The following is a 12,844-nucleotide window of genomic DNA, read 5'->3' on the forward strand; positions in this document are numbered from 1 at the left end:
TAATCGAATAGCCAGAAAACTGCTTTCTCACACGTTGGGTATTTTTGCCAATTTTAAACAAGGCAAAAGTCAACGCGACTTGCTTCAACAAGCCAAGGTTATAGGGTGTTAAAGTCGAGCATCGCGTTTATTTATTTAAATGATTGTTACAATATGAATGGGGGTAATATTACTCCATTCATATCATGATGGAGTAAAGTGGGTTATTATGAATAATATATTTATATGTTGTTCTGAAAAGTATTAAACAAGGCTGTGTGGACAACATATTTCATAATAAACAGAATGATTAAAATAATTTACTTTATTGATATGTAACAATTTTCTTTCTGTTTCGTGCTAATGTTAGTATAATCCGTTAACTCATCAAAAAATCTCTCTCTCACCCGAGAGATAATGTTGTCTTCTTTTTTAAATTATCTTATGAAAATCATGAAGATAAAATAAGCATATTGGCTTGGTTTTGGATCTTATTAATTTATCACTATTTCAGTGGGTATTGCGTTAGTGGAGATGTTGTTTGATTAATGTTTTATTGGTTGATGATCATGAGCTGGTTCGCATTGGCGTTAAAGGTATCCTTGATGATGCAAGAGGTATTAAAGTCGTAGGAGAAGCTGGCAGCGGGGAAGATGCGGTCAGATGGTGCAGATCAAACAGCACTGATGTTGTGATTATGGATATGGGAATGCCCGGAATCGGAGGGCTTGAAGCAGCCAAAAAAATTATCCGCTATTCACCTGATATACGAGTGATTATGTTAACTATCCATACTGAAAGCTCTTTGCCGACAAAAGTGATGCAAGCAGGAGTCAGGGGATATTTGAGCAAAGCGGCAACGCCGCAGGATATGATTAATGCGATTCGAACAGTTTATGCTGGTCAGCGCTATATTTCCCCGGATATTGCCCAGCAGATGGCGCTCAATCAATTATCTCCCCAAAAAGAAAACCCATTGGATGAACTTTCAGAGCGTGAATTACAAATCATGACCATGATAACTCAAGGCCGTAAGGTTAATGAGATTTCTGCACTGCTTAATTTGAGTCCTAAAACGGTGAATAGCTATCGTTATAGAATGTTCAGTAAACTAAATATCAATGGTGATGTAGAATTGACCCATATAGCAATACGCTGTGGGTTGCTTGATACACAAGATATAGTGAACCACGGTGGGTGAGAAAATTTGATGGGTGGAAATTGTGGCAGATCAGTTTGATTCAAAGACATTTTTAAAAACAGTCACCAGTCAGCCGGGTGTTTACCGAATGTACGATGTCTCTGGCACGGTGATTTATGTCGGCAAAGCCAAAGATCTGAAAAAACGATTATCCAGCTACTTTCGGACACAAAGCAGCAGCCGTAAAACAGAATCACTGGTGAAAAATATCGTGCAGATAGACGTCACGGTTACCCATACAGAGACTGAAGCACTTCTGCTCGAACATAATTACATCAAACTTTATCAACCTCGCTATAATGTATTGCTCCGGGATGATAAATCTTATCCCTACATTTTCTTAAGTGGCGATATCCATCCGCGTCTGACATTATACCGTGGCGCTAAACATGCGAAGGGAGAATATTTCGGGCCATTTCCCAACTCCTACGCTGTGCGTGACACTTTGATTTTATTGCAGAAACTATTTCCTATCCGTCAATGTGAAGACAGCGTATATCGCAACCGCTCAAGGCCTTGTCTGCAATATCAGATTGGTCGTTGCCTTGCTCCTTGTGTTAAAGGATTCGTAACAGATGAAGAATATCAGCAGCAGGTTGAATATGTTCGCTTATTTTTAGCGGGTAAAGATCAACAAGTGCTGACTGAATTGGTTAGTAAAATGGAAAAAGCCAGCCAGCAACTTAAATTCGAAGACGCTGCTCGTTATCGCGACCAGATTCAAGCTGTACGACAAGTGACTGAACGGCAATTTGTTTCTGGTGAGGGGGATGACCTTGATGTTATTAGTGTCGCCTTTGAATCAGGTATGGCCTGTGTACACGTATTATTTATCCGTCAAGGAAAAATATTGGGCAGCCGGAGTTACTATCCTAAGATTCCTGTTGATACTAAATTAGATGAAGTCGTACAGACTTTTCTTGGTCAATTCTATCTTCAGGGTAGTCAAAACAGAACATTACCGACAGAAATCTTGCTGGACTTTGCGTTACCTGAAAAAGAATTGTTGGAGACATCACTTTCTGAGTTATCGGGCAGAAAGATCCATATCCAAGCGCGCCCAAGAGGCGATCGAGCGCGTTATCTGAAATTGGCACGTACTAACGCAGCAACTGCACTAACCACGAAACTCTCGCAGCAATCAACAATCTATCAGCGCTTAGAATCACTTGCTGCCTTTGCAGGCCTCACAAAAATTGGGCGCATGGAGTGTTTCGATATCAGCCATACAATGGGAGAACAGACTGTTGCATCCTGTGTCGTTTTTGATAGTAACGGTCCTGTGCGTGCAGAATATCGTCGCTATAACATTACGGGTATCACGCCCGGAGATGATTACGCGGCGATGAATCAAGTTTTACATCGTCGATATAGTAAGGCGATTGATCAATCCAAAATTCCAGACATCATCTTTATTGATGGTGGTAAAGGGCAGCTCGCACGGGCAATAGAAGTTTTCAATTCCTTGGACGTTGAATGGGATAAAAACCATCCCAAGCTGATTGGTGTTGCGAAAGGAAGTGATCGCAAAGCGGGGTTAGAAACTTTATTTTTTGAAGCGGAGGGTGAGGGCATGGCTCTTCCCCCTGACTCACCAGCCTTGCACGTTATTCAACACATTCGAGATGAATCTCATAACCATGCCATCACCGGTCACCGTCAGCGCCGAGAAAAAGTGAAAAAGACCAGTACACTGGAATCAATAGCAGGTATAGGACCGAAACGCAGACAAATGTTGCTAAAATATATGGGTGGATTACAGCCTTTACGCAACGCAAGTGTAGAGGAGATCGCAAAAGTGCCTTCTATTTCTTATACATTGGCAGAAAAAATCTATAATGCGTTGAAACACTAAGAGTATTGATGCACCATACTGATAAACTTTACATGGCCAGATAGTTACTAAGCATTATGCAATTAAATATTCCAACATGGCTTACCCTGTTTCGTATTGCCTTAATTCCATTCTTTGTTTTGGCATTTTACCTGCCATTCCAATGGGCACCGATGTTGTGTGCCATTATTTTTGTTATCGCTGCTGCAACGGATTGGTTTGATGGCTTTCTTGCCCGTTTATGGAAACAGACAACGCGCTTTGGGGCATTTCTTGATCCGGTAGCAGATAAAGTTATGGTTGCCACTGCGTTGGTGCTTATCGCAGAACATTATCATACGTGGTGGATCACACTGCCTGCTGCGACAATGATTGCTCGTGAGATCATCATATCCTCTCTACGTGAGTGGATGGCAGAATTGGGAAAACGTAGCAGTGTGGCTGTCTCATGGCTGGGAAAAATAAAAACCACCGCACAAATGGCGGCATTAGTTGCTTTATTATGGCGTCCTTGTACTGAACTGGAAGTGGGGGGATTCATCTTATTATATGCTGCTGCTGTATTGACGTTCTGGTCAATGTTTCAATATTTGAGCGCCGCATGGGTTGATTTGCGTGAAGGTTGATCGAAATGGCGCAAAAATCAGCGAACGAACGAGTTTTCTAAATAATTGTGTTGACTCATTTCGTGAAGTAAGTAGAATGCAACGCATCGAACGGCACATGAGTTTTACGAAGTAAGTTAAGTAAATCAACAAGTTCGAAGAAAGGCGGGAATAGCTCAGTTGGTAGAGCACGACCTTGCCAAGGTCGGGGTCGCGAGTTCGAGTCTCGTTTCCCGCTCCAAAAAAGGCGCGTTGGCAGAGTGGCCATGCAGCGGATTGCAAATCCGTCAACCTCGGTTCGACTCCGGGACGCGCCTCCAAATTTAGCCCAGGTGGTGAAATCGGTAGACACAAGGGATTTAAAATCCCTCGGCCTTTAGGCTGTGCGGGTTCAAGTCCCGCCCTGGGCACCAAATAAAAACTTGCTGTTAAACAGTGAGTTAGGGTAAGAAGAAGCCACCTTTTCAGGTGGCTTTTTTCATGACACAAATCACCTTTCACTATTCGTTCACTATATTCTTTCACTATATTTTTTGACCATCCGTTTACTTTTTTTGTCCCCCAACGACCGGAACGATACTCACTTTTCTATCATATCTTGCCGTTTGAGTAATGTTTTTATGTCCAGTAATTTTTTGTTTTTCGGCCAGTGTACCCTCCAGATCTGAAATCCCTTTTGCTTTCAGATCATGAAATGTGAAGTTAAAGTCCAGTTCAGGGAACTTTTCGATTGCGGCGGCTCTGGCTTTTTTCCAGCGGCTGTTAAAACCATCACGAGTATACCGTGAGCCTTTGCGCTGGTGGAGTACATAGATGCTGCTAACCCCATTATCTAATGGTAACATTTTGCTCATCGCAACGACATTGTCTAACCGTTCTGTCCACGCCTTGATTTGGGCAACACCTGTTTTTCCCTGTTTAATGAAAATGCCATCTTCTTGTACCTGCGCATAGGTCAGTGACAGCACGTCAGCCTGTCGGGCGCAACACAGATATGCCAGCTCCATTGCAACCTGAACCACTGGAGGGGCAACGGAGTAGATAGCATTATATTCTTCATCGGTAATATACCGATCCCTTGAAATTTCTTTAAATTGCCGAACCCCTTTACACGGGTTACCGCGCACTAATCCCCTCTCATATCCCCAGCCATATACGCGGGATAAAAAGTTTTTCTCGCGATTAGGCTGTGTCTTGGCTTTTAATCCGCGCTTATCCATGTACTTGCGAATATGCTCCGGTTTAATATTGTCCGGTGCCATTTTCCCAAAAACCGGGATCAGTTTGTTGGCATATTTCCGGTAATCTTTTTTGGTCTCGACAGCCAGTGCAGAAAAATCCGGCGAGAGAAAAAACGCCTTAACCAGACCGTTCAGAGTTTCGTCATTTTTCTGGTCGGCGATTAATTTTTCATACGCAACCCAAACCTCGGCCTGCGTTGCTGAAAAATCACAGAGACGGATTGTCCGGCTGTCATAGGTCTGAAACTCAAACGCTGATCGCCCCCGTCGAACTCGCGGGGGCATCCAGCTATCTGCGGGATTTTTACGTTTTCTACCCATCTAAAGCTCCGAAATTAGGTTCCTGGGGGGCAGGAGCATAGTTTCTAACTCGCTGTGACAGAGGATCATTAAAATGCTCCCATGTGGTTCGGGGTTTCCCGTCTCGCCGCATAATAAAGAAAATGCCGGCTTCTTTTAGCGCTGCGCACTGCTTGGACGGGATTTGATAGCCAGTGATTTCAGCGATATCTGCATCACTAATGATGCCGGTTTTTACATCCATATTGACCTCGAATATGTAGTAACCGTTCGGGGGGAACATCACCGCCATGTAAACGGTGGCGTAGAAAAATGTCACGGAATGTTATTATATTTACCTCTTTTTCATAGCCTCCAGTAAAATGTCCTGTGTTTCCCGCTTAGAATTTCGCCGTTCCATGACCAGTTCATCGACCGTACCTACGGCAATAATGTGATGGATAAAAACAGGGCGGTCGTGCCCGGCTTGTGCCTGTCGGGTAGGACCGATACGTTCAATAATTTGCTGGTACTGCTCTAAGTCCCACCAGTGAGAGAAAAAAACTAAGATGTTTCCGCCATCTTGTAGGTTCAGCCCGTGGCCTGCACTGGCAGGGTGGGCGAACAGTACGGGGATTTTTCCGGTGTTCCAGTCGCGCAGTGTCTGCGGATCGGAATCAAGATGTCTGCCTTTCGGAAACGATTTCCTTAACCTTTCTAAATCATGCTTCCAGTGGTAAGCAACGAGCACTGGCATTCCGCCCGATTCAGCAATGATGCTGTCCAGTGCCTGTATTTTGGCATCGTGCAGTTCCTGCCATGTTCTGTTCTCATCGGTATAGATAGCGCCGCTGGCGATTTGCAGACATTTAACGGTTTTGGCCGCTGCGTTCAGTGCCTCAACGCCTGTGGTGTCTAGCTCCATGAACATCTCTTTTTCCATCGCGCGGTATTGTTGGCGGACTTTGGACGGCAAATCGACACGGATCACGTTGTGGATTGGCTCTTTGATATCGAACCAATCCGCCGCGTTTAGTGCGATGGTCACATCATTTAATGCTGCTTGCATTTGTTCCTGAGCAAACGGCCACGGCTCCAGTTTCACCCATTGCTGCCCTGGGAAACGAATACTATTGAACCAGCGCGAGGTGAACGCGCTGTACGTCCGGCCTAGTCGTTCACCCTGATCGATAAACCACGCTTGGCCCCACAAATCGACCAGACCATTTGGGGACGGTGTACCGGTTAAGTTCACCCAACGTTTGACATGTTTGTGCGCCACTTTTGCCAGTGCGGCGGCTCTTTTGCCTCCTTTCCGTAGGCGAAACGATTTTAGCCGTGTGCTCTCATCAGCAATGACGGTAGCGAACGGCCATTTATTCCCTAACGTTTCCACCAGCCAGACGAGGTTGTCATAGTTGGTAGTAAAGACGCTGGCATTGGTGTTTTTGAGTGCGGACATGCGTTCTTTTACACTGCCCACAATGGGTTGAACTTCGATATTGTGAAAATGGTTCCATTTGTCCGCCTCATCCGGCCAGGTAGAGCGGGCGACACGCAATGGCGCCAATACCAATGTTGGTTGGGTTTCCATACCCACTATGTATAAATCCTCCAGTGCGGTTAATGTTGCTACTGTTTTGCCCATACCCATCCCCGCCCACACATTGCAACGGGGTATATCCAGCTCGTGATTAATAATGAGATCTTGGTAGGGGCGGGGTGTGAATGGTTTCATAGAGTACCTTTTAAACCCCGCGTTACAGCGGGGTGCTATGGGTTAAAATAATTCACTGATATCTACGCCGTGTACTTCAAGCCACGCTTGCCGTGGGTATATAACTTCGTGGCAATTTTGGTAAATGTTGTAGGCCATTGGGTAACCATCGGTGACGGGGTCATAAATATTATTTTCGTCCAGCCAAGCATTTAATACTTTCCACCCGTACATTATTCCCGTTGCACGCCATACTGCTTGTTGAGACGCCCATTCTTTACTTGCACCGAAACGTGCGGCCATTTCTTCACGTTCCCTTATTGCTCTGTTTGCGACACGTTGGTATGCAGAATTGCGTTGTAGTGCCGTTGCTTCTCTTTTTCGGCTAATTTGGGCTTTTGTACGAACGGCTTCATCACGTTCTTCGGTGATATTTGCTTTTTCCTTTTCTGAGATAAGTAAGGCTTCCAACGCTTCAATATAGTTTTGAGGTAAAGTAAGTGAAATATTCGTACCAATTGGGTTTTCTGTTCCAGACTCTAAAGCGAACCAGCGATCAATAACTGCTGCTCGTCTTTTGACATCATATCCGGTGATCAGAATTTCAGTGTGACGACGGTCGAGTAAAAACTCAGATACATAGCCCCGATTATCGATAACAGCGATTACGCCTTCAACTAATGTAACCTCTTGATTTTTATCATGACGCAAATTTGCGTCATCTTTATTGAGGCTATATAACTGCCCCAGCATTACCCATATATCCCGAATAACATCAGTATGGCGTTTATCAGTCAGTTCCGCTATTTCACGACTGCTCATCATGAGCGGGTTTATATTTTCACTTTCATTTGTTAACGCCAAAAATGTAACGTTTTGCATGGTTATTACCTTTAGTTAGTGGTTTCTAGGTTCGATGCTTCTTGTGCTGCTTGCTGGGCGAATTCGATAAGCTCAAATGCAAGCGGTGATCCTGATTCGATAGTGCTCAGTAGCTGAGCGGTATCTAGAACGTTGCCAATGATTGAAAGCAAATCGGCGTGGTTTAGTTGTGAAACTTTTATTGCCATTGTTGGTAGCCTCTTTTTATTTATTCTCACGGTGAGTACAAAATTAAGTGTACTCACCGTGAGTCGTTGTTGTCAAGCTCACCGTGAGGCATAATTAAAAAGTCTTTACATCGTAAAGACACCGTATTTACAGATATGAGGCCATTTATGAGTAGAGAAGATCCTCAACTAAGAGTGAGAATTCCCGCAGAGCTGAAAGAAACTCTTGAGCAGAAAGCTAGTGAAAATAAAAGAACTTTAACGGCTGAAATAGTTAACCGTTTAGAAGAAACGACAAATCAAGATGCCTTGGTAGGGAGTAGCAATGGTTTCGAACGTATAGCTGTAGAGTACGAAGACCTTTGTAGTGACTATGAAGCGCTTACTGCTAAATTTGAACGTGAATACGCAATAGATTGGGCTGACTCAAATAAGGACGAATTGCGTTCTGTCATTGAAAAATTGCACAAACTACTTAGCCGCCCTGAGAAAAAATAATTCCATCACGCTCTAAACTTTCCCGTAGTCACCGAGTAATTTCGGCGGTTAACGTGCGGTCATTTTGGAGCGCTGATTTTTCCAGCGCGTCTTTCAGTTCTTGCGGGATACGTGCTCGTAATTGTGGGTCGCTTCTTGTGCTCATAGTTATTTAACCTAAATTAATATATGTAGAGGTGTGGTTATTTATGACTAATATGTCACCATTTTGGATTCCTTTATGTGCTGCGATTATTGGCGGAATCTTTCCGTTGTTGGGGGTTGTAATAACCCAGTATTTTTCATTTAAAAATAATAGAAACATAGAGAAACAAAAAGCAAAAGCATCATTTCTTTCTAATAGATATCTTAATCCTATTTTTGATTTTCTTGATGTGGAAATAGAATTCTTAAGAAAATTAAGTTATTCTAGAGGATTAGAGTCAGATGAAGTACTTTCTAAAATAAATGAAATCCAAGAGCCTAAAACATTAAGCGTGCTATCTAATGTTAAGACTTTTAATGATGAAGATTTGACTGGCTTATTTAATAAGTTTATAGAAAAAAGATATGTTTTAATTGAAATTATTTCCGGAGAAACTATACCTGAATATAATAGGTTTAAAATAGTCCAAAGCTCGATAGATATTTCCTCTGAAATTAAAAGAATTCTTTTAAATAAACTTTAATATTTCCTCCACATTTTTACTATCTAAAACCACTACCTCTTGCCCCAATACCCTGAGCCGTTCGTGTTCCCGTAACTGATCAGGGCGAGGTTTTCCGCCCGGTGCTTTGCACTCGACAAAAATTACTCGCCCATTGGGTAAAATGACAATACGGTCGGGTACACCACGGCGGCCAGGGGATACAAATTTATAGGCAATTCCTCCGGCTTTTTTTACTTCATTAACTAAATGCCTTTCTATTACATCCTCACGTATTTTCATTTAATTTAATTTATCCCTGTGATATTGCTTTAAACAAAAATCAGAACGATTTTCCGACCACTCAATATTTAACGCATTACGCGAATGGCGGGCGGCTTTATTCCACACTTTTGACGCCCGTAAATAATCGCCCTCGCGTTCAATTTGCGCAGCCTCGCGTGCCGTTCGAAAATATAACGGGCTGTCTCTATATTTAAATGACATAGGGCGTCCTTTATTTAGCAGGGCAGGTACAACGGCCAACAAACGCGAGTGTTAGGGGTGATGGATCATCAGGGTGGGCGACAGTGTCAACATAATATTTGTTTTTACGGTATTCAACCGAATAGCAACTATTACTAAATATGTATTTTAATTTTCCGGTTACTCCAGATGCCTTGCGTATACTGCCCGTTTTCTCGTCGTAAGTGGTGACGGTGAATTTACATTTTTCACCAACGGCGACTTTCTTCGGCTCGCCATAATAGCGGCCGCAGTTTTTACAACGTTCCATAATTTATTCCTTACGATATCGATATGCCTCAAATCCGCCAGCACTCAGAGGTAAATCCGGTGCCCATTCGGGATTTGTAGCTAACAATGAACTGAGATGTTCGTGAGAGTAATCAGATGCATCTGGTGCTTCTGTTAAAACCTCATCATGTACGGTCAGCACAATGTCATAGCCTGCGGCTTCGATACGTGGCATGTTACCCGCCAGTACGTCGCGGGCCGCCGCCTGAGTGACATTTTCCGCCAGCTTCCCGCCGTAGGTTTTGAGCCGTTGCCATTTACGGCTGTACGGGTTGGTGCCCATGTAGCTGATCTGCCCATCATCAAGGCGAGGTGAGGGATAGCACACCGCACGCCCAGATGGCAGAACAACACGGAGCCACGCGCCATCGCGGCGGACACGTAACTTACGGCAGGGGATAGTGACACTGGGTGAACTGATTGCCCGCTTGACTGCCTCTTCCAGTTCATACCAGAACGGCACGGTAGCGGTATGGGCATTACGCCACATGCGTTTGAGTGAATCACAGGTGATGAAGACACGTTCGCTCAATCCGTAGGTCTGTTTTTGTTCGACCGACTGTTTATACCAACTCATCGCTGCCCGTTGGACTGACACAGGAATGTTGGGTAATGCAGCGGTTGCCAGTTCGTCCAGGTCGAGTGCATAGGTGAGGGCGAATGTGACAAATGCCGCGACCCCGCCGCCATATCCTAGCCCCAGCTCCATCACCTTACCTATCTGACGCTGGTCTTTTGTGACATCATCCGGTTCGATGTTGAATGCGCGAGCATAGGCCAGTTTGTAGAGGTCTGCGCCTGTGCCGTGATCGTATTCACTGAACGCCTGTAATTTCCAGTCCTCACCCGCCAGCCATGCGAGCATACGCCCCTCAATATTGGACAGGTCGCTGACGACCAGTTTTTTACCGTTCGGCGCGATGATAACGCCACGCAGTGCTGAACTGGTCAGCTCCATGATGTTATCGAACAGCAGATCCGCGCAATCCGCTTTCAGTGCCTCGATACCTGTGTCGATTACCTTTTGTGGTAACGTAGGTCTCGGTAGGTTGTCGGGCTGGAAAATACGACCGGCCCATCGACCCGTACGTGAGGCTCCGCAAAACTGTTTCGTTCCTCGTAACCGTCCATCACTACTGACCGATTTCATCAACGCCTTATATTTACTGGTGCTGGTAGTACTTGCTTGTAACCGGATAGCTAACAATTCGCGTAATGCTGATGGGATATCGGGATCGGCTATGCGTCGTTCCAGTGTGCTTTTTTGCATATCGGGCAGCTCAACCCCAAACGCCGTGGTGATATGTCGTAACATTGCGTCACGTTGCGTTGCGGCCTGTACATCGCCGTCAGTCATTTCCTGCGTACGTTTTGCTAAACGTTTTTGTTCTTGGTCTACGGCTGACAAAGCGCTATTAGCCAGATCAATATCCATGCAGATACCGCGGCGATTAATGTGTTGGTCAAGTTGCCACAATGAAACTTCTGTAGGGTTAAGATTCCATTTGGGCACCTTGCGGTAAACCTCTCGCATGGCGTCGATATCTGACCCTGCGTACTTGATAAAGCGTTGCCACTCTTCGGGGTGAGTTAGGCGTGTAGCACGCCTGTATTTACTGTTTTTTGGTCTGGGCTTGCAGAATAAATTTATCAGTGCTTTCCCCTCTTTATCTTTGGCTTTATCTGCATTAATCCCTAGTACATCACATAAAGTGCCTAATGAGCCTGGTAACCCATGTGCCAGCGCTTGAACCATAGTATCGTGTAATCGATCCAGTGGAATATCGATAGCGGCGTAGTTTCGTCCAAATCGGTAGATAAGATCAGCGTCGGTTACGACACAGGCGCAACCCTGAATCCTGACGCCGGATTCTGGAACAACACCCGCTACCTCACACGCCATGAGAATTAGCGATCTTGCCGGATATCTGGTGCATAACCGCCGTCATGATGGACAGGCGGAATATCACATTATCCCCAGTGTATTTGAAGCAGAGATATTGCAGGGATTACAGAAAAAATCCGGCTTTGAAGCCTTAGAAGAGGCCGGAATGTTGGTTAAAGCGGAGAAAGACCGTTTTATCAGCAAAACCATTTCGGTGAATGGTACTCAGGGGCGGTTTGTGGTGCTGATTTTCAGGGACGAGGATTAACCTCACGTAGGAGAAAAAAACGTTGGGATAACGGGATATTGGGATAAGAGAGATTTATTTTAATAAATATCAGTTAGTTACATTTATTTAAAATATCCTGTGTTATCCCGCTCTATCCCGTAACGTAGAGTGATTACAAATAAAGCGATATTGTGACAGTGGAGGTTATCCCGGAAAAGATTTTTCTCTGGTAGGTTTTAATTAATTGAATTTAAATGATTTTAAAATGGTAACGCCATGTCGCGGGATAGACTGGGATAATATGGGATAGAGTAACGCAATGAAATATATAATAAATATGTCATTTACCCCGTTATCCCGTGAAAATCTGTGCAGTTATATAAAGATAATCGATAATAACGGTTATGTTTTTTCAGCTCTCCGAGTTACCGGGTTAATGTATTAGCCCGGTAGCTCGGAGAAGACAAGCGCAGCGCGTCAGTGTGGTTCTATTAAGCGAGAAACTCTTTCTGACTGGAAATCAGTTTAGCGCCACACTCTGTGTGCATTCCCTCTACTGCAATAGCTTTCCCATTATTCTTTAAATTCTCACTGCCTTCGACAATAGGAAAAATTCCCTCGCATTTAGGACATTCGACTAAATCCATTTCTCCGGCAACGGGAATACCTTTGTAAGTATAACCACTCACAGCAGTAATTACTTTACCACCATGATCGGTTGTGTCGTTTAATAAAATAACGGCTTTGTTTACCATATTTAACGCGATGCTCGACTTTCGAGGTGAGTTGAAATGACATAGCCGCTCCTTTATAACTTTAAGTCGCCAAACTGAGAGAAATAAAGGAACAAGGGCTATGTCACAGCAAGATTTTATCATTTGGGTG

18 protein-coding genes and 3 tRNA genes are annotated in these 12,844 nt (G+C 44.2%); 10 read left to right on the top strand and 11 right to left on the bottom strand.

Annotation, left to right across the window (positions count from 1 at the left end):
* Positions 1-520: 520 nt before the first annotated feature.
* The 6 genes from uvrY to Xenpb_RS18185 all read left to right on the top strand — a co-directional run bounded on the left by uvrY (position 521) and on the right by Xenpb_RS18185 (position 4,032).
* Positions 521-1,180, top strand: a complete 660-nt coding sequence (gene uvrY, locus Xenpb_RS18160; RefSeq protein ID WP_187655569.1) for a UvrY/SirA/GacA family response regulator transcription factor — start codon at positions 521-523, stop codon at positions 1,178-1,180.
* 22 nt (positions 1,181-1,202) lie between these two features.
* Positions 1,203-3,035 carry an excinuclease ABC subunit UvrC gene (gene uvrC, locus Xenpb_RS18165; RefSeq protein WP_187655570.1) on the top strand — a complete coding sequence of 611 codons (1,833 nt, stop codon included), beginning with the start codon at positions 1,203-1,205 and terminating at the stop codon, positions 3,033-3,035.
* 56 nt (positions 3,036-3,091) lie between these two features.
* Positions 3,092-3,640, top strand: a complete 549-nt coding sequence (gene pgsA, locus Xenpb_RS18170; protein WP_099115456.1) for a CDP-diacylglycerol--glycerol-3-phosphate 3-phosphatidyltransferase — start codon at positions 3,092-3,094, stop codon at positions 3,638-3,640.
* Positions 3,641-3,784: 144 nt separating this feature from the next.
* Positions 3,785-3,860 (top strand) — tRNA-Gly (locus Xenpb_RS18175).
* 5 nt (positions 3,861-3,865) lie between these two features.
* Positions 3,866-3,939, top strand: a tRNA-Cys gene (locus Xenpb_RS18180).
* Positions 3,940-3,945: 6 nt separating this feature from the next.
* Positions 3,946-4,032 (top strand) — tRNA-Leu (locus Xenpb_RS18185).
* Between the two features lie 132 nt (positions 4,033-4,164).
* On the opposite strand, the gene Xenpb_RS18190 is transcribed toward Xenpb_RS18185, so the two are convergent.
* From Xenpb_RS18190 to Xenpb_RS18210, 5 genes are all read right to left on the bottom strand, one after another.
* Positions 4,165-5,181 carry a tyrosine-type recombinase/integrase gene (locus Xenpb_RS18190; protein WP_187655571.1) on the bottom strand — a complete coding sequence of 339 codons (1,017 nt, stop codon included), beginning with the start codon at positions 5,179-5,181 and terminating at the stop codon, positions 4,165-4,167.
* Positions 5,174-5,404: a DUF4224 domain-containing protein gene (locus tag Xenpb_RS18195; RefSeq protein ID WP_187655572.1), complete on the bottom strand. Its 231-nt coding sequence runs from the start codon at positions 5,402-5,404 to the stop codon at positions 5,174-5,176. Before Xenpb_RS18195 ends, Xenpb_RS18190 begins: the two co-directional genes overlap by 8 nt.
* Before the next feature lie 90 nt (positions 5,405-5,494).
* The gene (locus Xenpb_RS18200; protein ID WP_187655573.1) at positions 5,495-6,877 is read right to left on the bottom strand and encodes a DEAD/DEAH box helicase; all 1,383 of its coding nucleotides are present in this window, start codon (positions 6,875-6,877) and stop codon (positions 5,495-5,497) included.
* A 42-nt stretch (positions 6,878-6,919) separates the two neighbouring features.
* Positions 6,920-7,738, bottom strand: a complete 819-nt coding sequence (locus Xenpb_RS18205) for a Rha family transcriptional regulator (RefSeq protein WP_187655574.1) — start codon at positions 7,736-7,738, stop codon at positions 6,920-6,922.
* An 11-nt stretch (positions 7,739-7,749) separates the two neighbouring features.
* Positions 7,750-7,926 (bottom strand): hypothetical protein, encoded by a 177-nt coding sequence (locus Xenpb_RS18210; RefSeq protein WP_187655575.1) that lies wholly within the window; start codon positions 7,924-7,926, stop codon positions 7,750-7,752.
* 147 nt (positions 7,927-8,073) lie between these two features.
* Between Xenpb_RS18210 and Xenpb_RS18215 the strand changes: the two genes are divergently transcribed.
* Complete coding sequence (locus Xenpb_RS18215; RefSeq protein WP_187655576.1) at positions 8,074-8,403, top strand: Arc family DNA-binding protein; 330 nt, start codon at positions 8,074-8,076, stop codon at positions 8,401-8,403.
* Positions 8,404-8,431: 28 nt separating this feature from the next.
* Here Xenpb_RS18215 and Xenpb_RS18220 read toward each other — a convergent pair whose 3' ends face one another.
* Positions 8,432-8,548, bottom strand: a complete 117-nt coding sequence (locus tag Xenpb_RS18220; protein ID WP_187655577.1) for an Arc family DNA-binding protein — start codon at positions 8,546-8,548, stop codon at positions 8,432-8,434.
* 43 nt (positions 8,549-8,591) lie between these two features.
* Here Xenpb_RS18220 and Xenpb_RS18225 point away from each other — a divergent pair, with 43 nt between their 5' ends.
* Positions 8,592-9,071, top strand: a complete 480-nt coding sequence (locus Xenpb_RS18225; protein ID WP_187655578.1) for a hypothetical protein — start codon at positions 8,592-8,594, stop codon at positions 9,069-9,071.
* On the opposite strand, the gene Xenpb_RS18230 is transcribed toward Xenpb_RS18225, so the two are convergent.
* Genes Xenpb_RS18230 through Xenpb_RS18245 form a run of 4 tightly spaced genes read right to left on the bottom strand, consistent with a single transcriptional unit; the run spans position 9,057 to position 11,703 of the window.
* Positions 9,057-9,332 (bottom strand): VRR-NUC domain-containing protein, encoded by a 276-nt coding sequence (locus Xenpb_RS18230; protein WP_187655579.1) that lies wholly within the window; start codon positions 9,330-9,332, stop codon positions 9,057-9,059. The two genes, Xenpb_RS18225 and Xenpb_RS18230, sit on opposite strands and share 15 nt — an antisense overlap.
* Positions 9,333-9,536, bottom strand: coding sequence for an ANR family transcriptional regulator (locus Xenpb_RS18235; RefSeq protein WP_187655580.1), 204 nt, complete (start codon positions 9,534-9,536; stop codon positions 9,333-9,335).
* Between the two features lie 10 nt (positions 9,537-9,546).
* A complete protein-coding gene (locus tag Xenpb_RS18240) occupies positions 9,547-9,825 on the bottom strand; it encodes a hypothetical protein (protein ID WP_187655581.1) in 279 nt (92 codons plus the stop codon).
* A 3-nt stretch (positions 9,826-9,828) separates the two neighbouring features.
* Positions 9,829-11,703, bottom strand: a complete 1,875-nt coding sequence (locus Xenpb_RS18245; protein WP_368666845.1) for a DNA polymerase — start codon at positions 11,701-11,703, stop codon at positions 9,829-9,831.
* Here Xenpb_RS18245 and Xenpb_RS20150 point away from each other — a divergent pair.
* Positions 11,668-11,757, top strand: a complete 90-nt coding sequence (locus Xenpb_RS20150; RefSeq protein ID WP_368666846.1) for a hypothetical protein — start codon at positions 11,668-11,670, stop codon at positions 11,755-11,757. The genes Xenpb_RS18245 and Xenpb_RS20150 overlap by 36 nt on opposite strands.
* Entirely contained in the window at positions 11,747-11,998 is a 252-nt protein-coding gene (locus Xenpb_RS18250; protein WP_187655583.1) for a hypothetical protein, read from the top strand. Before Xenpb_RS20150 ends, Xenpb_RS18250 begins: the two co-directional genes overlap by 11 nt.
* Positions 11,999-12,450: 452 nt before the next feature.
* Here the strand turns inward: Xenpb_RS18250 and Xenpb_RS18255 are convergent.
* On the bottom strand, positions 12,451-12,844 hold a 394-nt coding region (locus Xenpb_RS18255; protein WP_368666844.1), incomplete at its 5' end, for a PAAR domain-containing protein.

This window comes from Xenorhabdus sp. PB62.4 (assembly GCF_014467285.1).
In the GTDB taxonomy this organism is placed as follows: domain Bacteria; phylum Pseudomonadota; class Gammaproteobacteria; order Enterobacterales; family Enterobacteriaceae; genus Xenorhabdus.